This window comes from Tenacibaculum aquaeponti, from assembly GCF_057221555.1.
The window spans coordinates 2,735,830-2,756,789 of record NZ_CM170147.1; the positions used below are offsets into that span (position 1 = coordinate 2,735,830).

Sequence of the window (20,960 nt, forward strand, 5' to 3'; positions counted from 1 at the left end):
GCATATACTTTATGCGTACACTAAAAAATTGCTTTTAATTAAATCTTGTTTTTTTTTTGAAGAAAATTAAAAACAGAAAAAAATGAATCTAAAACTAACGAGTTTATTATTGTTGTTTTTCAGTAGTTATTTTTACGCGCAGAAAAATATTCAATACTATGATTTTAAAAAAGGAGAGGTGTTAGATATACTTTTAATTAGTAATACCAAGAAAGATTTTAACAAGTTGTTCGATCGCTATAAGAAAACAATTTTTCCAGTTGGTGTAAAATATTCATTTACTCCACAGAAAGGCTTTAAAACAGATGAGCTTATTTTGGGAGGCTATCTTCCAAATAGTTTAGTTTTTGGTAAGTGGGAAAGTGTTATGAAAAGAGAAAGTTTTTTAGATGTTATTGAAAAAGAAGTGCCAGATTTTCACGAGCAAAGGAAAAGGTTATTTCCTCATTTTGAATTAGTATATTATGAAATTAAAAATGATATAAAATTTGAGATTGATCGAAATAAACATAATGTAGTAACTTCATTTTGGAAAAAGAATAACGAAAGTGAAAAATTTACAAAAAAATGGATTAAAGAAGTTGAAAAATCAGGTGGAAAGATTGTTATAAAACTTACAAAAGGAAAATCTCCTTTAGGCTATTATTATAATCCTACTTTAATTACAATTGTAACTTGGGAAACTAAAGAAGCATTTCAGTCTTTTTTAAAGAAGCATCCGTTGTCAACTTATAAAGATTTAAAACATGTACATCAATTTGTAATTGATTAAATTCACCACAAAAATTATGCAAATGCTACTTAATCAACTGATCTATTTTGGCTTTTTTCAAAGTTTGTTAATAATTGTTATTTATTTTATTTCTTTTAAAAAAAGAGAATATATAAATGATTTCATGTTGATTTTAATTGCTGTTCTTTCTGTAGGTTTTTTAGGTAAAGTTTTGCATAGTGGTGGGTTTTTTAATAAGAACTTCAGGTTAATTGCTATGTCTGAGTTTTCTGCTTTGTTGTTCGGGCCAACTATTTTTCTTTTCGTAAGATCTGTACTGCATAAACAAAAGTTTATAAAGAGAGATATAATGCATTATGTGCCTGGTTTTTTATATTCAATATTTATTTTAGGATATTTTATTCTGCCATCGAGAGAAACTCTTTTAGCAAGAAATAAAATTGTTCCGTTAATGCATGTTATCTACATGTGTCATGCTGTTGGATTAGTTGTAAATATTTGGTATTGGTTTTTGGGTGTTAAAGTATTTCAATCTTTTTCAGAAGTATATCGAAAAGAAATTTCTTATGTTCCGCACACTAAGTTTCTGAAAAACTTTCTTGTAATAACAGGTTTGTGTATGTTAGTTTGGTTGATCTTGTTTTTAACAAGTTTCTTTGGATTTCCAATGCTAGAACGAAATTCAAGACCATACATTTGGTTAATCTTAACGTTCATAGTTTTATTCATCACGTATTATTTAATGATGAATCCTAAAGTGCTTAAAGCTATTCCAGAGTTAAAAGAGAAAAAGTACCAACAATCAAAATTAGATGTTCAAGATTTAGAACGATTAAAAATAGATTTAGAACGATTAATGTTGGAGAAGAAACCTTATTTAAATAATAAACTACTGAAAAAAGAATTAGCTGAAATGTTAGGAGTTCATAGTCCAGAATTATCAAGGTTATTGAATGAAAACATAGGGATGAATTTCTTCGAATATGTCAATTATTATCGAATAAAAGAATTTGTACAATTAGCAGAATCAGAAAAAGGAAAGCAACTTACATTTTTTGGATTAGCACAAGAAGCTGGATTCAATTCAAAAACAACATTTAATAAGTCATTTAAAAACTTGATGGGAGTATCACCATCAGCATATTTCAATAAAAATCAGTAAAAAATGAAACATAAAATTATCATCTTATTTCTTTTCGTCAATGCAGTAGTGTTTGGACAAATAAAAACCCCAAGTTTAAGTCCGAAATCTGTAAGCACACAAAGTGTCGGACTTTCAGAAATCACTATTGAATATTCAAGGCCAAGTAAAAGAGGAAGAAAAATCTTTGGAGAGTTATTACCGTTTTATCAAGTATGGAGAACGGGAGCTAATGCTGCTACGAAAATATCATTTTCAAAACCAACAAAAGTAAACGGTCAATTATTAGAAAAAGGAAGTTATACCTTGTTGAGTTACCCTAATAAAAACAGTTGGGAAATAAAATGGTTTAACTATTCTAGTTCTAGATGGACAAATTATTTAAAGGAAAAACCATTGTTTACAATACAAGTTCCGGTAAACAAAATGTTATCTAACGTAGAAACTTTAGATATCCGTTTACAAGATATTACAATAAATAGTGCTAAACTTTTTATTGAGTGGGAAACTACAAGAGTTGTAATTCCTTTAGAATTAGATGAGCAAAAAGAAATATTAAACTCAATCGATAAGACTTTATCAGGGCCTAGTAACAACGATTATTTTAGAGCGGCGGTTTATTTACACGAAACAAAAACAGATTTAAATAAAGCTTTAAATTATGTTCAAAAAGTTACGAGTTCGAGTAAAGCTTTATTCTTTCAAGTAACAAGAGAAGCTTTAATACTTAAAGATTTAAATAGAAAATTAGAAGCTTTAGATTCAGCAAAACGAGCTTTAGCTTTATCAGAAAAAGCAAAAAACGACGATTTTATAAGAATCAATTCTAAACTTATTAAAGAGTTGCAGTAACTCAAATATTAAAATTACCCTATTTATTTAGGGTAATTTTTATTTAACTTGCATAAAATTTAGTACGTGCAAGATACATCTGTTTTTCAAATATATAATGCTTCAGCAGGTAGCGGAAAAACGTTTACACTTGTTAAAGAATATCTTAAGATTTTACTTCAGTCGAAAGATATCTTTTACTTTCAAAAAGTTTTAGCAGTTACATTTACCAATAAGGCAGCAGGAGAAATGAAAGAAAGAGTGTTGAAAAATTTAAACGCTTTTTCTAATGGAGAGTCTACAGATATGCTAGAACTCATCTTGCAAGAAACTCCAATAGATGTAACTATAATTAAAGAAAGAAGTCAGAAAGTTTTAAATGCGATTCTTCAAAACTATTCTGCATTTTCTATTACAACTATCGATAGTTTTACACATAAGATTATTAAGAATTTCGCTTATGATCTTGGACTAACTTTAAATTTTGAAGTTGAGATGGATGCGGTTTCATTGCTGAATGAAGCAGTTGATATTTTAGTTTCTAAAATTGGTGTTCGAAATGATATTACGAAACTTTTAATTGAATATTCTGCATCGAAAATAGATGAAGATAAATCTTGGGATGTCTCTTTTGAATTGAAGGAATTTTCTAAGGTTTTACTTAGAGAAGATGATGTAAAACATTTCAGGAAGTTAAGTCAGAAAACTGTTGGAGATTTTAATGCTTTACAAGACAAATTAAAGAAAAGTAAAAAGGAAGCAGTAAAAAGATTAAAAGAAATAGGAGCAAGGGGATTGGAAGTAATTGCCACTATGAATCTCGATCATAAAGATTTCTATTATTCTTTAATTCCTAAACATTTTATAGCCTTACAAAAAGATCCGTTACAAGCTAAGTTTTTCGATCAAAGTAAACTGAAAGAAAGAATAGAAGAAAATATGTTCTATTCGAAATCAAAATCTGAAGATATTAAATCTGCAATTGATGGAATTCTTCCAGAACTTTTGAATCTATATTTTGAATCAGAAAAGATTTTTCAAGATGTATTATTGCAACAATTGGCTTTAAAAAGTTTGGTTCCATTAGCGGTGTTAAATAATGTCAATAAAGAATTAAATACGATTAAAGAAGAAAATAATATTCGATTAAATGCCGAATTCAATCAACTGATTTCAGATCATATTAAAGATCAACCTACACCATATATTTATGAGAGAATTGGTCAGCGTTTTATGCACTATTTTATTGATGAAATGCAAGATACTTCAATCTTACAATGGCAAAACTTAATTCCTTTAATAGACAATGCGTTAGCACAAGAAAGTAGTAGTTTGTTGTTAGTAGGAGATGCAAAGCAAGCGATTTATAGATGGCGTGGAGGAAAAGCAGAACAGTTAATTGATTTAAGTTCTTCTGAAAATGTAACTTTCAATATTGAAAAAGAATTAAAGCTTTTAGGAAGAAACTTTAGAAGTTATTCTGAAGTTATCAATTTCAATAACGATTTTTTTCAGCATGTAGCCACCTTATTCTCTAATCCGAATTATAAAGAGTTATTTATAGAAGGAAATCAGCAACAAGAAAATAGTAAAACAGGAGGTTGTGTTAGTATTTCGTTTTTAGAAAAAAAAGAAGATAAAGAAGAAGAGAAAAGTAAATATCCAGAAAAAGTTTATCAGCAAATCGTCGAGTTACAGCAACAGTACGCTTTAAGTGAAATTTCAGTGTTAGTTCGCAAGAAAAAAGAAGGAATTGCTGTTGCAAATTATTTATCGGAAAAAGGAATTCCAATAGTTTCTTCAGAAACATTACTGTTAGCAAATAGTAATAAGGTATTATTCATTATTAATTTCTTGAAGTTAATTTTATATCCTAATGATGAGCAAAACCGATTCGAGTTACTATGTTTTCTTCACAAGCATTTACAAACAAATAGTGATCTACATACATTTCTAACAGACAAGGTGAAGTGTGATTTGCCAACCTTTATCGAGTTGTTAAATGGTTTAGGAACGAATTTTAAATTAGAGCTTTTTAATACACTGCCTTTCTACGAAAAGATAGAATACATCATTCGTGGGTTTTCTTTATTAGAAACATCAGATGCATATGTGCAGTTTTTTCTTGATTTAGTTTTAGATCAACAAGGAAGAGGTGTTACGATTCAAGATTTCTTAGATTTTTGGAGTTCTAAAAAAGATAATTTAAGTATAGCAACACCAGATGAATCTGAAGCGGTTAAAATAATGACAATTCATAAATCTAAAGGTTTAGAGTTTCCTGTGGTTATTTTTCCTTTCGATTTAGATATTTATCGACAAGTAAAACCTAAAGTTTGGTTTCATAATTTGTCAAACGACTTTTTAGGTTTTGAAGAGTTACTTATCGATTACAGTAAAAGTCTCGAATATATTAATGACTTAGGAAAAGAAATTTATCATCAGCAACGACAAGAATTAGAGTTAGATAATTTCAACCTATTATATGTTGCATTAACAAGATCGGTAGAGCAATTACATATTATCACAGAGAAAAGATTAACTAAATCAGGTGAAAATATGAATTATTATTCCGGAGCTTTTATTTCTTATTTAAAAAAAGTAGGAAGATGGGAAGAAGATGTAAATGAATATGTTTTTGGAGAATCAAAAAGAAATAGTGAAAAAGTTGTTGTTGATACTAATAAATTGAAATTACAAGATCAATTTATTTCTACTTCTTGGCAAGATCATAATATTGTTTTGTTGTCAAGTGCATCGAAAGTTTGGAATACTGATGCAGAAGAAGCTGTTGCTTACGGAAACATTACGCACGATATTTTATCGAAGATAAAAACTAACAAAGATGTAGATGAAATTTTAAACTTTTATAAAAGTAAAGGAGATTTAGATGTAGAAGTTTTAGATAATCTTACTGCTCGAATTCGAGATATTTTAAATCATCCTAAACTGACTTTCTTTTATTCTGATGAGGTGACTGTCGTTAACGAAAGAGAAATACGAAATAATATGGATGAAATTATTATTCCAGATCGTTTAGTGTTCTATAATAATATGGTAACTGTTATCGATTATAAAACAGGAAAACCAGATCGTTCACATATGCATCAAATTAATAAATACGCCAACGATTTAGGTCAGTTGAATTTTAAGGTAGATAAAAAAATATTGATATATATAAATGATGAAATTTTAGTGGAAGAAATTGCATAATTTTACCACATAAACAAACAAGCCATGTACGGAAAAATAAAAGAATATTTACAAAAAGAAATTCAGGATATTAAAGATGCTGGATTATATAAAACAGAACGTATTATTACGTCTTCACAGGATGCTGTAATTAAGATTTCTACAGGTGAAGAGGTGATCAATTTTTGCGCAAATAACTATTTAGGTTTATCAAATCATCCAGAAGTAATTCAGGCCGCTAAAGATACTATGGATACTCATGGTTTCGGAATGTCTTCTGTGCGTTTCATTTGTGGAACTCAAGATATTCATAAAGAATTAGAAGCTAAAATTGCCGAATTTTATCAGACTGAAGATACAATTTTATATGCAGCAGCTTTTGATGCAAATGGAGGTGTTTTTGAGCCATTATTAACAAAAGAAGATGCTATCATTTCTGATAGTTTAAATCATGCTTCTATCATCGATGGTGTTCGTTTATGTAAAGCGGCACGTTATCGTTATAATAATAATGATATGGCTTCATTAGAAGAGCAATTAATTGAAGCAAATAAACAAAACCATAGGTTTAAAATTATTGTTACTGATGGAGTTTTTTCTATGGATGGTATCGTTGCTGAATTAGATAAGATTTGTGATTTAGCAGATAAATACGATGCAATGGTTATGATAGATGAGTGTCATGCAGCAGGTTTTATTGGAGAAACTGGTAGAGGTACACTAGAGTTAAAGAGAGTAATGGGTAGAATAGATATCATTACAGGAACTTTAGGTAAAGCTTTAGGTGGAGCAATGGGAGGTTACACAACGGGTAAAAAAGAAATTATAGAAATCTTACGTCAAAGATCAAGACCATATTTATTCTCTAACTCACTTGCGCCAGCAATCGTTGGAGCTTCGTTAAAAGTTTTTGATCTGTTATCTAATGATACTTCTTTAAGAGATAAATTAGAGTGGAATACAAATTACTTTAGAACTGAAATGGAAAGAGCAGGTTTTGATTTAGTTGGTGCAGATGCTGCTATAGTTCCTGTTATGTTATACGATGCAAAACTGTCTCAAGTAATGGCAAATGAGCTTTTAAAAGAAGGTATTTATGTTATAGGTTTCTTTTACCCAGTAGTACCAAAAGAACAAGCAAGAATACGAGTGCAATTATCCGCAGCTCATGAAAAAGAACATTTAGATAAGGCAATAAATGCATTTGTAAAAGTAGGAAAATCGTTAAGTATTATTTAGTAAAAGACGAACAAAAACTTGTTTTTTTTATAAGTTTTTGTAGATTTGCTTTTGTAAATAAGTTTTTAGAACTTACATTTGCGTTATATATAAACGAACTTTTAATTTAAATTTTTGATAATGAAACAATTAAATTTTGCTGTGATTTTTACAGCTGTGTTGACATTACTATCGTTTAGTAAGGTTAATGCGCAAGATGAAAACAATCCTTGGGTTGTTGGTTTCGGTGTTAATGTTGTAGATGTTAGAATTCCTAGTGAATTTGGAGACTATTTACAAGATTATGTTGGGACTTCAGAGTGGTCTGATAACTTATTGCCATCTATTTCTAGAGTAAACGTTGAGAAGTATTTAGCTGACGGTTTTACTTTACAATTAGCTGGGTCTATCAACAAGATTAAGACTTATAGATCAGAAAGAGATATTAATGAATTATACTGGGCTGTAGATTTAAATGTTAAGTGGGATTTTAACCACTTAATCGGAGATACAGGTTGGTGGGATCCTTACGTATACGTTGGGGGTGGTTACACTGACTTTGGTAGAATCAATGGAGTCGTATTCGAAGACGGAGGAGAAGGTACTTTAAATGTAGGTGCTGGATTTAACGTATGGTTCAACGAAAACATAGGTTTAAACTTCCAAACTGGAGCTAAAAAAGAATTTGCTGATAAAATTCAAGATCATTTCCAACATAGTTTAGGTGTTGTTTTCCGTTTCGGAGGAAAAGATACTGACGGAGATGGTGTTTACGATAAAGATGATGCTTGTCCAGAAGTTGCTGGTTTAAAAGAGTTTAATGGTTGTCCTGATGCTGATGGTGACGGAATCAAAGATTCTGATGATGCTTGTCCAAACGAAGCTGGTAAAGCTGAGTTAAACGGTTGTCCTGATGCTGATGGTGACGGTATCGCTGATAAAGATGATGCTTGTCCAACTGAAGCAGGAACTAAAGCAATGAACGGATGTCCAGATTCTGATGGAGATGGTATCGCTAACAAGAACGATAAGTGTCCAAATGAGGCAGGTCCAGCAGAAAATGGAGGATGTCCTTGGGGAGATAAAGATAACGATGGTGTTAAAGATAACGTAGATAAGTGTCCAGATGTGCCTGGTGTTGCTTCAAGACAAGGTTGTCCAGAGCCTAAGCCAGTAATTGAGGAAGTTAAGTTAAAAGAATTACAAAACTTCGCAAGAGCTATCTACTTTAACTCTGGAAGAGCTACTTTCAGACCTGGAGTAACAGGAAAGTTAGATTTAATTGCAGGTATCATGAAGGAGTATCCAAATGCTAACTTCAATATCGAAGGACATACTGATAGCCAAGGAGCTAATGCAGCTAACCAAAGATTATCTGAAAGAAGAGCTAAAGCTGTTTTAGATTACTTAGCTTCTCACGGAATTGCTGGTAATAGATTATCTTCAGTAGGTTTAGGAGAAGATTACCCAATTGCTTCTAACAAAACTAGAGCTGGTAGAGCACAAAACAGACGTGTAGAAATTAACTTAAAGAAATAATTTTTCTAAATAAGTTATAGAACATATTAAGCCTCGCATTTGCGAGGCTTTTTTTATTGTCTTTGTGTAAATTAAAATTTATGGCTAAAGTTTTTTATATTGTTATAAAAAAATTACCTTTGCGCACTGAAAAGTGGGATAATAAACACTTAATAAATACAATAACTTAATTACAGAAAGTAATGTCTACAATAAAAGGTAAAGTTTCTCAGATTATTGGTCCGGTTATCGATGTTGAGTTTAACACTGAAAATTCAGAGTTACCAAAAATTTATGATTCATTAGAAATTAAAAAAACTGACGGTACTACATTAGTTTTAGAAGTTCAACAACACATTGGTGAAGATACTGTTCGTACAATATCAATGGATGCTACGGATGGTCTTAAAAGAGGTCAGGAAGTAATAGCTACAGGAAATCCAATACAAATGCCAATTGGAGATGATATCTATGGACGTTTATTTAATGTAACAGGAGAAGCAATTGATGGTTTAGGTGAATTACCAAAAACAGGAAAAGACGGTCTTCCAATTCACCGTCAGGCACCTAAATTTGAAGAATTATCTACTTCTACAGAAGTTTTATTTACAGGTATTAAAGTTATCGATTTAATTGAACCTTACGCTAAAGGAGGAAAAATTGGATTATTTGGAGGTGCTGGAGTAGGTAAAACTGTATTAATTCAGGAGTTAATTAACAACATCGCAAAAGGACACGGAGGTTTATCTGTTTTTGCTGGAGTAGGTGAAAGAACTCGTGAAGGAAATGATTTATTAAGAGAGATGTTAGAATCTGGAATTATCAAATATGGTGATGATTTTATGCATTCTATGGAAGAAGGAGGATGGGATTTATCTAAAGTAGATAAAGCTACAATGAGAGATTCTAAAGCTACTTTCGTATTTGGACAAATGAATGAACCACCAGGTGCACGTGCTCGTGTAGCATTATCTGGTTTAACTATAGCTGAATATTTCCGTGATGGGGCTGGAGAAGATCAAGGAAAAGATGTATTATTCTTCGTTGATAACATCTTCCGTTTTACTCAAGCAGGATCTGAGGTATCAGCATTATTAGGACGTATGCCTTCTGCAGTAGGTTACCAACCAACATTAGCTACTGAGATGGGAGCAATGCAAGAGCGTATTACTTCTACAAAGAAAGGATCGATTACTTCTGTTCAGGCAGTTTATGTACCTGCAGATGATTTAACGGATCCAGCACCAGCAACAACGTTTGCTCACTTAGATGCTACTACTGTATTATCTCGTAAAATTGCTGAGTTAGGTATTTATCCAGCGGTAGATCCATTAGATTCTACTTCTAGAATTTTAACTCCAGAAATTTTAGGTGATGAGCATTATAATTGTGCACAAAGAGTAAAAGAGTTATTACAACGTTATAAAGAGTTGCAAGATATTATCGCGATTTTAGGTATGGAAGAATTATCTGAAGAAGATAAATTAGTAGTGCATAGAGCTCGTCGTGTTCAACGTTTCTTATCTCAACCATTCCATGTAGCAGAACAATTTACTGGTATTCCAGGAGTGTTAGTTGATATTAAAGATACCATCAAAGGATTTAATATGATCATGAATGGTGAATTAGATAAATACCCTGAAGCAGCATTTAACTTAAGAGGTTCAATTGATGACGCAATTGAAGCTGGAGAGAAAATGTTAGCAGAAGCTTAATATTAATTATTTAATAGTTAATTATGTTTTTAGAAATCGTTACTCCTGAAGCAGTTGTTTTCTCATCAGAAATTGATTCTGTTGTAGTTCCAGGTGTGAATGGAGAGTTCCAAATTTTAAACAATCACGCGCCTATAGTGTCTGTTTTAAATAAAGGTGTAGTTAAAGTACATGTTCATAATCAAAGTCATTTAGTATTTGATGATTTACATGGTAGTATTGAAAAATTACCAGCAGATGATAAAGTACTAACTTTAGCGATCAATTCTGGAACAATAGAAATTAAAGATAACAAAGCAATTATTCTAGCTGATTAGATTATAAATATTGTTTTGATTATATATAAACTATAAACCCGTAAATTAATTTACGGGTTTTTTTATTGGTAACATTTAGGTTACAAAATATCGCTATCAGTTATTAAAAGGAGATATAAAAGTTTACTGTCGAGAATTTCTTATGAAAATTTGTAATATAGAGACCGTATCGAATTTAAAAGGACTATTTAGTTCAGAACTTATCCATATATGCATAAAACATAGCTTTAAATAAGTTTCAGTTATTAAGTAAAGTAACTCAAGAATAGAGGTTTTCGCAAGATTAAATAAGAATTTAGAAAGTTTAGTGATTTATACTATGCAAGCATCTTTTGGTATTTGTAGTACTGTAAATAGCACAGATGAAATGATTAACGAATATCATAGATTATCAAACTCAGACAATTCTATTTTTTATATTAGAATAAAAAAAAAGGGGCTTTTTAGCCCCCTGTGTAATATATCTCTGTATTTTCATTACAGAGTGATTTAGTTTTCGACTAATTTTATTTAGTCTATTTGTGAAACTCTTAAAGTATTAACCATACCTCTTTCCTCAACAGGCATTGAGGTTAAGTTAATAACAAATTCACCTGATTTCACGAAGTTTTTTTCTTTAATGATTTCATTAATATCTTTTACAGTATCATCTGTATTTAAATCTCTATCATAATAATAAGCTCTGACCCCCCATAGTAAATTTAATTTCCCAAGAATTCTTCTTTCTGAAGAAAAAGCAATAACATGAGATTTTGGTCTCCAAGCAGATATTTGAAAAGCCGTGTAACCACTATTTGTTAAAGTAGAAATAGCAGAAGCCTTTATATCATCTGCCATTAATGCAGCATGATGACAAACAGATTTTGTTATAAAGCGATTAGTTCTAACATGAGGAGGTTCAATAGGAACTTTAATTAAAGGAGAGAATTCAACACTACCAATAATTTCTGTCATTTTTTGAATAACCTTTACAGGATGTGCTCCTACTGAAGTTTCACCTGATAGCATTACAGCATCTGCGCCATCCATAATTGAATTTGCAACATCATTAACTTCTGCACGTGTTGGAACGCTATTTTCTATCATAGTTTCCATCATTTGAGTAGCAATAATAACAGGTATTCTTGCTTTTTTAGCTCTTCTTACTAAACTCTTTTGTATTAACGGTACATCTTGCATAGGAACTTCTACACCTAAGTCACCTCTGGCTACCATTAATCCATCACAATATGGAATTAAAGCATCTATGTTTTCTACGGCTTCAGGTTTTTCAATCTTAGCAATTACTGGTACACGATATCTTGATTTTTGTTTAATTAAATCACGAAGCATTCTTAAATCTTCAGGGTTTCTAACAAAAGATAAGGCAATCCAATCTACTTCCTGCTCCAAAGCAAAAACAACATCTTTTTTATCTTTTTCAGTAAGTGCAGGTAAAGAAATATCAGTATTTGGTAAGTTTACTCCTTTTTTAGATTTTAAAGGACCTCCATTAATTACTTTAGTTACAACTTCTTTTTCTTTGTCTGTTGAAATCACTTCAAAAAGTAATTTTCCATCATCAACAAGAATGTTTTCACCAGGTTTTACATCTTTAGGGAAACGTTTGTATGTCATAAAAGCCCTTTCCTTTGTTCCAATACACTTTTCAGTAGTGAAAATAAAGCTGTCTCCGGCTTTAACTTCTATGTCGTCTTCCATAACACCTACTCTTAGTTTAGGGCCCTGTAAATCTGCTAAAATCGCGACATTATATCCTTTTTCTTCATTTATTTCACGTATTTGTTGTACACGTTCTTTTACAATATCATAATCTGCATGAGAAAAATTTATTCTAAATACATTCACACCAGCTTCCGCCATTTTTGTTAGAATTTCTTTCGTATTAGTTGCAGGTCCTAATGTGGCAACAATTTTTGTTTTTTTGTTGTGAGGCATAGGTTAAAAAATTAAAGACTCTTTTGATTTTAGTTTGTTTGTATCTATGGAATAAGAAGTTACTATTTGTGGAATTTTATTTATTAATTCTATAGTTTTGTTAATAAGTATAGAGTTAAAATCTCCTTCCAGTTTTAAAAAATAGTCTACTTTTTTCCTTTCAGGAAGTAAAAACGTTACCGTTTGACTTTCTGAAAATAAACTTAAATTATTTCCAGCAACTTTTTTTTTATGATAGTTTGATATAAGATGCCATGTGTTTTCTGTTGCGTTATGAGTGAACTCATAAAGTGAAAAAAAAGCATTGACATTATCTTTTGTAACATCAATATCAAAATCTGATCGTTTCAGATTAAGTTGCAAGTGTAAATTCAAAAGATACGCTAAACGATAATCTTCTATTGGACTATGAATTCCAATTAAATTGTAATCAGTAGATGAAAAATCATCTAACGTAAGTGAATGAATTTGCATAAAAATAATTTATGCTAATTTACATAATGTAATGTGAAAATAAGATGAAATTAACGAAAACGATTTCTTGTTTGCTTATTATGAATTAGTTATTTGGTTTTGAAAAGCATAGTAAACACGCTTGGCAGCCATTTCTTCTGCTTTCTTTTTGGAAGTAGCTCTTCCTTTTGCTATTTTTTGACCATCAATAATTACTCGAACACTAAAATGCTTTTGATTCTGATTTCCTGAATCTTCATAACTTTCAAAAGCATATTTTCTTTTTGTTTTTTGACACCATTCTATAATAAACCCCTTGTAACTTGTTATTTTGTTTTCAAGTTGCTGAAGATCAATATAAGGAAATATAACTTGGTCGTAAATAAACTGATGGCAATAGTTGTATCCTCTATCTAAATATATAGCACCAATCAATGCCTCGAAAATATTACCGTGAATATTTTCTCCAACTTGGTTTTGATTAATATTGCTTTTAACGAATCGTATTAAATCTAACTCCTTACCTAATTTATTTAAACTTTCTCTACTAACAACTTTAGATCGCATTTGAGTTAAGTAACCTTCGTTACCTCTAGGTGCTTCTTTATATAAAAAAGAAGCAATTACAGAGCCTAAAATGGCATCACCTAAAAACTCTAAACGTTCGTAATTAATAGGTTTACCTTTATTATCTGTCATTTTTAAAGACCTATGGATAAAAGCCTTTTTATAATGATTTAAAACAATAGGTTTGAAATTTAGTAAAGCTTTAAGTTCATAAAAAAATTCTTCGTCCTCTTTAGTTTTAGGCCTAACTATTTTACGAAGAAAATTCATATATGTAATTAATTAATTATTGCTTATGCTTTTTAAAAGCGATACACGCGTTATGTCCGCCGAAACCAAATGTGTTACTTAAAGCCACATTAATATCTTTCTCTTGAGCTTTATTTAAAGTTAGATTTAAATTTGGATTAATATTTTCATCTGGAGTACTATGATTTATAGTTGGTGGAACAATACCATGCTTCATGGCTAATAATGAAGCAATAGCTTCAATAGCTCCAGCAGCACCAAGTAAGTGTCCTGTCATAGACTTTGTAGAATTGATATTAATGTTTTTGGCATGATCTCCAAATACTTCAGAAATAGCTTTTAGTTCAGCTACATCACCAAGAGGAGTAGAAGTACCGTGTGTGTTTATATGATCAACGTCCTCTGGTTTAATGCCAGCATTTTCAAGACAGTTTTTCATTACTGCTATTACGCCTAACCCTTCAGGATGTGGAGCTGTCATATGATGAGCATCTGAAGACATACCGCCTCCGATAACTTCAGCATAAATTTTTGCACCACGAGCTTTGGCATGTTCATATTCTTCAAGAATAAGAGCACCCGCACCTTCTCCTAATACAAATCCATCTCTTTCTGCGTCAAAAGGTCTAGATGCAGTTTCAGGACTTTCATTTCTTTTAGATAAAGCATGCATTGCATTAAAACCACCCATTCCTGCAATTGTAACAGCAGCTTCACTACCACCAGTAACAATAACGTCACAATGACCAAGGCGAATGTAATTTAATGCATCTATCATAGCATTAGCTGATGATGCACAAGCGGATACTGTTGTATAATTAGGTCCCATAAATCCATGTTTAATAGAAATGTTACCTGGAGCAATATCTGCAATCATCTTAGGTATAAAGAATGGGTTAAACTTTGGGGTTCCATCACCAGCAGCAAAACTTATTACTTCGTTCTGAAAAGTTTCTAAACCGCCAATTCCTGCTCCCCAAATTACACCAACTTTATATTTGTTTAGTTTGTCTAAATCTAATTCAGCATCTTTAATTGCTTCGTCAGAAGCTATCATAGCATACTGGGTAAATCTATCCATTCTACGAGCTTCCTTTCTGTCAATGTAATCCTTTACATCAAAGTTTTTTAACTCGCATGCGAAACGAGTTTTGAACTTGGCAGCATCAAAATATGTTATAGGTGCAGCACCGCTAACTCCGTTAACTAAGCCATTCCAGTATTGTTCAATATTGTTTCCTATAGGCGTTAATGCGCCAAGTCCAGTTACTACAACTCGTTTTAATTGCATATGTAATTAAATTTACTTCTTTGCTTCTTCTATATAGCTTATTGCTTGACCAACTGTAGCAATATTTTCAGCTTGATCGTCTGGGATTTGAATATCAAATTCCTTTTCAAACTCCATGATTAACTCAACAGTGTCTAACGAATCAGCTCCTAAGTCGTTAGTGAAACTTGCTTCGTTAGTTACTTCGTTATCGTCTACTCCTAATTTATCAACGATAATTGCCTTTACTCTAGATGCAATGTCTGACATAATTTTTTAATTTTTAAATTTAAAATCGAGGCAAAAATACGAATCTTATGATTTTATTCTAATTTTTGCTCAAAAATGTGAGGTCTAAAATAAAAAATCTTTTGTTTAGGACCACACTCTTATTAATAATTATTGTTTTTTTGCAGTAACAACATAGCTATTTTTAAGATTATGAAACGAATAGTAATTTTTGCTTCGGGGTCCGGAAGTAATGCCGAGAATATTATAGGTTTTTTTCAAACTAAAAGAACTGCTAAGGTTACTCATGTGCTTACTAACAACGAGCGTGCCAAAGTTTTGGAAAGGTGCAAAAGACTGGGTGTTAGTTCTTTGGTTTTTGATAGGGAAGAGTTTTTTAAGTCTGATAAGGTGCTTGATTTCTTGAAAAAGGAAGCAGATTTAATCATTTTAGCAGGTTTTTTGTGGAAAGTTCCTGAGCATATTGTAGTAAACTTTCCAAATAAAATAGTGAATATTCATCCTGCGTTATTGCCAAAATATGGTGGAAAAGGAATGTATGGGAGTCATGTTCATAAGGCAATTAAAAATAATAAAGAAACAGAAACAGGCATAACTATACATTATGTAAACGAGCATTATGATGAAGGAGCTATTATTTTTCAAGAAAAAACTGCTTTGAGTCCTGAAGATTCTGTTGAAGATATTGCTAGAAAAGTACATGAATTAGAATATGAACACTATCCTAAAGTAATAGAAGATATTATCTTATCTCAGAATGAGTAAAAAAAAGAAATTCTATGTCGTCTGGAAAGGTAAAAAAACAGGCGTGTTTAATAAATGGGAGACTTGCAAAAAGCAAATTTCCGGATTTGAAGGTGCTCAGTATAAGGCTTTTTCAAGTGAAGAAGAAGCTAAAATAGCGCTTACAAAGAACTATAGTGACTATAAAGGGAAAGACACAACAAAAAAGAAGTTGTCTGCTTCAGAAAAAGAAAAATATGGAACTCCTGTGTTAGAAAGTTTATCTGTAGATGCTGCATGTGCCGGAAATCCAGGAATATTAGAGTATAGAGGAGTAGATACAAAAACAAAAAAACAGATTTTTATTCAAGGCCCTTTTAAAGAGGGTACCAATAACATTGGGGAGTTTTTAGCTTTAGTTCATGGTTTAGCCTTGTTAAAAAAGCAAAAACTTCCTAATTATCCATTATATTCAGATTCTAAAATTGCAATTTCTTGGGTAAAAAAGAAACAATGTAGAACAAATATAACTTTCACAGAAGCTAATAAAGATTTGCTAGATTTAATTAAAAGAGCTGAGACATGGTTAAAGGAAAATCCAGTAACTAATCCGATTTTAAAATGGGAAACCAAAGCCTGGGGAGAAATTCCTGCAGATTTTGGAAGAAAGTAAATATTTATTTTACAAAATTTCTCAATAAATCTATAATAGGTTTTAGTTCATTGGGAGGATTATCGTGATCAAAATCACTAGATATATATGTCTCATTTGTTGTCTTTATTTGAAGAGAAGCATGTAAAGCAGCATCTGTAGCTCTTTTGTCTGATGGGGCTTTAAGTTCAGATATAGATTTTAATTCTAAATTTTTTATAAGATTAAAAAGTTGTTCTTTTTGATCTTTAGTGATAGAGTATGTTTTTGTTGTGTTGTAATCTTTGTAGGTTATAGTGTTATCAATTAAACTGATATTTTCCATTGCGCCTCTCGTGTGGGCATTAAAGGTAACTTCTGAAATTATTGAAGTTTGATTGTCTTTTTGAGAAATACAGCCCACAGTTGAAAGTAAAATTATGATAGAGATTAAAAATTTCATGATTTATTATTTAATAAAAAAGCGTCATAGTTAACTATGACGCCTATAAATATATACTTTTTTTGTCTATTTAGTCTGCCATAGTTGCTCTAAATGCTCCAGGAGCAAAAACAGCATCCATTCTTGCTTTTTGACCATTTGTAAACATGTACATACAACTATCATCTGAATAATCCATGAAGTTCATTGTCATGTTTGTACTACCACATTCAATAGTTGGGTATGTAGGACATCCTCTACTTGGTCCATCAGCATCTGGAGTGTCAGCAACAAAATCGCTAGCTCCACATCCTCCGTCACCCCAAATATGACGTAAGTTTAACCAGTGACCAACTTCATGAGTTGCAGTTCTATCAGTTCTACCAACAAATCTACTTCCTAAAACTACTCCGTCAGTAGCCCAGTTTCCACCAGGGAATTGAGCGTATCCTAAAATAGTTCCTCCTCTATAAGGCATATTATTTACAATCCAGATATTTAAAAATTCTTGAGGATTTACAACGTCACTTCCACCGCTAGATGAAAATTTCATAGAATCGTCTGGTCTCCAGCTTCTTTTTCTGCTGCTAACACGAATTACATCTTCTATAACAAAGTCAATTCCTACATTAGCTTCTACACCTGCAAATTCTGCTGGCATAGCTCCTCTATTAGGGTTTTGTAAATTGAAGTCTTCATTCATTGCTGCTATTTGATCTTCTAAAACAGATAAAGGTAGATTTTCACTTGCTTGTCTGTAAATAACGTGAAAAACAACTGGGATTTGAATTTTTCCATTTACTAATCTCTGTTGAAGATCTACTTGGTTTGCTAAAAAGTTAGAAGTTTGTTGTTCTATGTTAGCCATTCTATTAGCTAAGTCTGGATCTTTTGCTAAATTTTCATTTAGCTTATCCATAGTAAAACATTGCTTTTCTGCTTTTAACAAAGAAGCTTCAGGGCTAACTTCTAATGGTTGTTCGTTTTCATTGTTTTGACAACCGATAAATAATGCAGCAGCAGCTACAATAGATAAAACTGTTTTCTTCATTTGAAAGGGTTTTTAAAGAAGATTAAGTATTTTATATACTTAATCTTCTAATTTATAATTAAGTTGTTGTTTGAATTTAATTTAAGATTGATGCTCTAGCAGCGCCTGGTTGGAATACTGCTCTCATTCTAGCTTTTTGTCCTTCAGTAAATAAACTCATACATGCGTCATCTGTGTAATCCATATAGTTCATAGTCATGTCATTTGAACGACAGTGAGCAGTTGGGTATGTTGGGCATCCGTAGTTAGGACGATCTGATGAAGGTGTGTCAGCAACAAAATCATCTTGACGACATCTTCCGTCTCCCCAAATATGACGTAAGTTTAAGTAGTGACCAACTTCATGTGTCATAGTTCTTCCTCCGTTAAAAGGAGCTTGTACAAATCCTGTAGTTCCGAAATATTGAGGAGAACATACTACACCATCGGTAGCAGAATTACCACCTGGGAATTGTGCATATCCTAAAATTCCACCTCCAATATTACAAACCCATACATTTAAATGTGTTTCAGGTGTTACTGGTGGGTAAGCAGATTTTACAGCGTCATTTGTTCCCCAAGAACTTCTAGAGTCAGCATATCTAAATGTACCAGCTAAAGAAAAAGTGATTTCAGAATCAGCAGCAACACCTGCAAATTCAGAAGGCGTGTTGTTGGCATCAGAATTTTGCATTCTAAAATCATCATTTAACACTCTCATTTGTGAAGATATCTGAGCGTCTGAAATATTTTGTTGAGAGTTGCTGTATACTACATGTATATATACAGGTATATTAATAACCCCTAGATTGTCTGTAACAGGAGTTCCACCTCCGTCACCACCACCATTGTTTCCTCCTCCATTTCCATTTCCTTTCTTCGCAGCAATAAATTTTCTTGTGTTGTACTCAATGTCATACATTTTTTTGTATAAACCAGGGTTTTCCTTTAATTGGCGGTTTAATACTTTCATTGATTGACATTTCTCTCCAGCTCCATCAGCTGATCTAGAACTCAACTCATCAGTTTGAACATAAAAATCACTCATGTTGATAGCTTCTTGTTGAGATAGGTCAGTGTTTTTAGTATCCTCATCTTGACATCCGATTAATAATCCTGCCACAATAGCAATACTTAAAAAAACTCTTTTCATTTGTAATGGTTTTAAAGTGTTAATAAATAGTATTCATTTTTAATCTGATTAAAATTTAAGTGGGAGTTAAATTTTTATAGATAAACAGTTAAAAATGTTAAAATTTTACGATTGCCAAAATACTATTTTTTTTAGAAAGTTCAGCTTTAAATAAAAAAAACTCTGAATCCCAGTGTTTTATTGGGGTTCAGAGTTTTTTTGTTTGTTAAACTTCTTTTTTTTATTGTTTGAAAGTTAACAAAAATGTCAATTTTTGTTATTTTTTTTAATTTTATCTTAAAAAAATAGAGTTAGCTAAGCATTATTTTTGCTTTCTTAACAGCTTCTATCATTATGTCTATTTCTTGTTTGGTGTTATAAAAACTTAAAGATGCTCTAACTGTTCCTGGAATTTTATAAAAATCCATTATTGGTTGTGCACAGTGATGTCCTGTTCTAACCGCTATTCCTAGTTTATCTAAAATAGAGCCAATGTCATAAGGATGTATTCCTTCTATATTGAATGAGATTACCGATGTTTTGGTCGATGTACCGTAAATTTTTAAACCATCGATGGTTGAAAGTTTTTCAGTAGCATAGGTTAAAAGTTCATGTTCTGTCTTTTGAATGTTTTCAAATCCAATAGAGTTCATATAGTCTATGGCTACTCCAAAAGCTATTCCCCCACAAATATTTGGAGTTCCTGCTTCAAATTTATGAGGTAAACCTGCATAAGTAGTTTTTTCAAAAGTTACAGTTTCTATCATTTCTCCACCACCTTGATACGGAGGTAGTTTTTCTAATAGCTCTTGTTTGCCGTATAAAATTCCAACTCCAGTAGGGCCGCACATTTTATGAGCAGAAGCAACATAAAAATCAACATCTAGTTCTTGTACATCTGGTTTAATATGCGGACAAGCTTGTGCACCATCTATTAATACATAAGCGCCAAATTTATGAGCTCTATGAATAATGGTTTCAATAGGATTTATGGTTCCTAATGCGTTTGAGACATGGTTACAGAAAACTAACTTTGTTTTATTACTTAACATTTCATCGTAAAGATCAATTCGTAAAGAACCGTCTTCATCCATGGGTATTACTCGTAAAACAGCACCAACTTTTTCACACATCATTTGCCAAGGAACAATATTGGAATGGTGTTCTAACGCAGAAACAATTACTTCGTCACCTTCTTGTAATAAAGATGAAAATCCTGAAGCTACGATATTTACACTTTCAGTAGTTCCTGATGTTAAAATGATTTCATAAGGATGCTTGGCGTTAAAATGTTTTTGAATTTTAATTCTAGCTTCCTCATATTTATCAGTGGCTTCTTGACTCAAAGTATGAACGCCACGGTGAATATTTGCGTTGTAATTAGAATAATAATCAACAATAGCATCAATTACTACAGTTGGAGTTTGTGATGTTGCTCCGTTGTCAAAATATATTAATGGTTTTCCATGCACTTTTCTTTCAAGAATAGGGAAGTCTGCACGGATTTTTTTGATATCTAACATGAAATTAGTTTTATACAAAAATACGGCTATGATCTCAAAAGAACAATCAAACAGATAAATTCTTACATTTGTGAAAACGACCCAAATT

The 20,960-nt window shown here is 31.6% G+C and carries 19 protein-coding genes; 10 read left to right on the forward strand and 9 right to left on the reverse strand.

Annotated elements, in window-relative coordinates:
* Window positions 1–82 precede the first annotated feature (82 nt).
* From AC2TEO_RS12335 to AC2TEO_RS12370, 8 genes are all read left to right on the forward strand, one after another.
* Window positions 83–772 (forward strand): hypothetical protein, encoded by a 690-nt coding sequence (locus AC2TEO_RS12335; RefSeq protein WP_442265117.1) that lies wholly within the window; start codon window positions 83–85, stop codon window positions 770–772.
* A gap of 124 nt (window positions 773–896) precedes the next feature.
* Window positions 897–1,895 (forward strand): AraC family transcriptional regulator, encoded by a 999-nt coding sequence (locus AC2TEO_RS12340; RefSeq protein ID WP_442265118.1) that lies wholly within the window; start codon window positions 897–899, stop codon window positions 1,893–1,895.
* A 3-nt stretch (window positions 1,896–1,898) separates the two neighbouring features.
* On the forward strand, window positions 1,899–2,726 hold the full coding sequence (locus AC2TEO_RS12345; RefSeq protein WP_442265119.1) for a DUF2911 domain-containing protein: 828 nt from the start codon (window positions 1,899–1,901) through the stop codon (window positions 2,724–2,726).
* Between the two features lie 66 nt (window positions 2,727–2,792).
* The gene (locus AC2TEO_RS12350; RefSeq protein ID WP_442265120.1) at window positions 2,793–5,918 is read left to right on the forward strand and encodes a UvrD-helicase domain-containing protein; all 3,126 of its coding nucleotides are present in this window, start codon (window positions 2,793–2,795) and stop codon (window positions 5,916–5,918) included.
* 24 nt (window positions 5,919–5,942) lie between these two features.
* Window positions 5,943–7,136, forward strand: a complete 1,194-nt coding sequence (gene kbl, locus AC2TEO_RS12355; protein WP_442265121.1) for a glycine C-acetyltransferase — start codon at window positions 5,943–5,945, stop codon at window positions 7,134–7,136.
* A 120-nt stretch (window positions 7,137–7,256) separates the two neighbouring features.
* Entirely contained in the window at window positions 7,257–8,654 is a 1,398-nt protein-coding gene (locus AC2TEO_RS12360; RefSeq protein WP_442265122.1) for an OmpA family protein, read from the forward strand.
* Window positions 8,655–8,836: 182 nt separating this feature from the next.
* A complete protein-coding gene (gene atpD / locus AC2TEO_RS12365) occupies window positions 8,837–10,348 on the forward strand; it encodes a F0F1 ATP synthase subunit beta (protein WP_442265123.1) in 1,512 nt (503 codons plus the stop codon).
* A 23-nt stretch (window positions 10,349–10,371) separates the two neighbouring features.
* On the forward strand, window positions 10,372–10,665 hold the full coding sequence (locus AC2TEO_RS12370) for a F0F1 ATP synthase subunit delta/epsilon (RefSeq protein WP_442265124.1): 294 nt from the start codon (window positions 10,372–10,374) through the stop codon (window positions 10,663–10,665).
* A 510-nt stretch (window positions 10,666–11,175) separates the two neighbouring features.
* Here AC2TEO_RS12370 and pyk read toward each other — a convergent pair.
* From pyk to AC2TEO_RS12395, 5 genes are all read right to left on the reverse strand, one after another.
* The gene (pyk, locus tag AC2TEO_RS12375) at window positions 11,176–12,603 is read right to left on the reverse strand and encodes a pyruvate kinase (RefSeq protein WP_442265125.1); all 1,428 of its coding nucleotides are present in this window, start codon (window positions 12,601–12,603) and stop codon (window positions 11,176–11,178) included.
* A 3-nt stretch (window positions 12,604–12,606) separates the two neighbouring features.
* On the reverse strand, window positions 12,607–13,077 hold the full coding sequence (locus AC2TEO_RS12380; RefSeq protein ID WP_442265126.1) for an IPExxxVDY family protein: 471 nt from the start codon (window positions 13,075–13,077) through the stop codon (window positions 12,607–12,609).
* 78 nt (window positions 13,078–13,155) lie between these two features.
* The gene (rnc, locus tag AC2TEO_RS12385; protein ID WP_442265127.1) at window positions 13,156–13,893 is read right to left on the reverse strand and encodes a ribonuclease III; all 738 of its coding nucleotides are present in this window, start codon (window positions 13,891–13,893) and stop codon (window positions 13,156–13,158) included.
* Between the two features lie 16 nt (window positions 13,894–13,909).
* Window positions 13,910–15,163, reverse strand: coding sequence for a beta-ketoacyl-ACP synthase II (fabF, locus tag AC2TEO_RS12390; protein WP_442265128.1), 1,254 nt, complete (start codon window positions 15,161–15,163; stop codon window positions 13,910–13,912).
* 12 nt (window positions 15,164–15,175) lie between these two features.
* Complete coding sequence (locus tag AC2TEO_RS12395; protein ID WP_075340350.1) at window positions 15,176–15,412, reverse strand: acyl carrier protein; 237 nt, start codon at window positions 15,410–15,412, stop codon at window positions 15,176–15,178.
* 171 nt (window positions 15,413–15,583) lie between these two features.
* Between AC2TEO_RS12395 and purN the strand changes: the two genes are divergently transcribed.
* Both purN and AC2TEO_RS12405 read left to right on the forward strand, forming a co-directional pair.
* Complete coding sequence (gene purN, locus AC2TEO_RS12400) at window positions 15,584–16,156, forward strand: phosphoribosylglycinamide formyltransferase (protein ID WP_442265129.1); 573 nt, start codon at window positions 15,584–15,586, stop codon at window positions 16,154–16,156.
* Window positions 16,149–16,787: a ribonuclease H1 domain-containing protein gene (locus AC2TEO_RS12405; protein WP_442265130.1), complete on the forward strand. Its 639-nt coding sequence runs from the start codon at window positions 16,149–16,151 to the stop codon at window positions 16,785–16,787. Before purN ends, AC2TEO_RS12405 begins: the two co-directional genes overlap by 8 nt.
* Window positions 16,788–16,791: 4 nt before the next feature.
* Here the strand turns inward: AC2TEO_RS12405 and AC2TEO_RS12410 are convergent, their stop codons facing one another.
* The 4 genes from AC2TEO_RS12410 to AC2TEO_RS12425 all read right to left on the reverse strand — a co-directional run bounded on the left by AC2TEO_RS12410 (window position 16,792) and on the right by AC2TEO_RS12425 (window position 20,872).
* Window positions 16,792–17,208: a hypothetical protein gene (locus tag AC2TEO_RS12410; protein ID WP_442265131.1), complete on the reverse strand. Its 417-nt coding sequence runs from the start codon at window positions 17,206–17,208 to the stop codon at window positions 16,792–16,794.
* A 70-nt stretch (window positions 17,209–17,278) separates the two neighbouring features.
* The gene (locus AC2TEO_RS12415) at window positions 17,279–18,238 is read right to left on the reverse strand and encodes a zinc metalloprotease (protein ID WP_442265132.1); all 960 of its coding nucleotides are present in this window, start codon (window positions 18,236–18,238) and stop codon (window positions 17,279–17,281) included.
* Between the two features lie 76 nt (window positions 18,239–18,314).
* Window positions 18,315–19,370, reverse strand: a complete 1,056-nt coding sequence (locus AC2TEO_RS12420; protein WP_442265133.1) for a zinc metalloprotease — start codon at window positions 19,368–19,370, stop codon at window positions 18,315–18,317.
* 290 nt (window positions 19,371–19,660) lie between these two features.
* Window positions 19,661–20,872: an aminotransferase class V-fold PLP-dependent enzyme gene (locus tag AC2TEO_RS12425; RefSeq protein ID WP_442265134.1), complete on the reverse strand. Its 1,212-nt coding sequence runs from the start codon at window positions 20,870–20,872 to the stop codon at window positions 19,661–19,663.
* Window positions 20,873–20,960 lie beyond the last annotated feature (88 nt).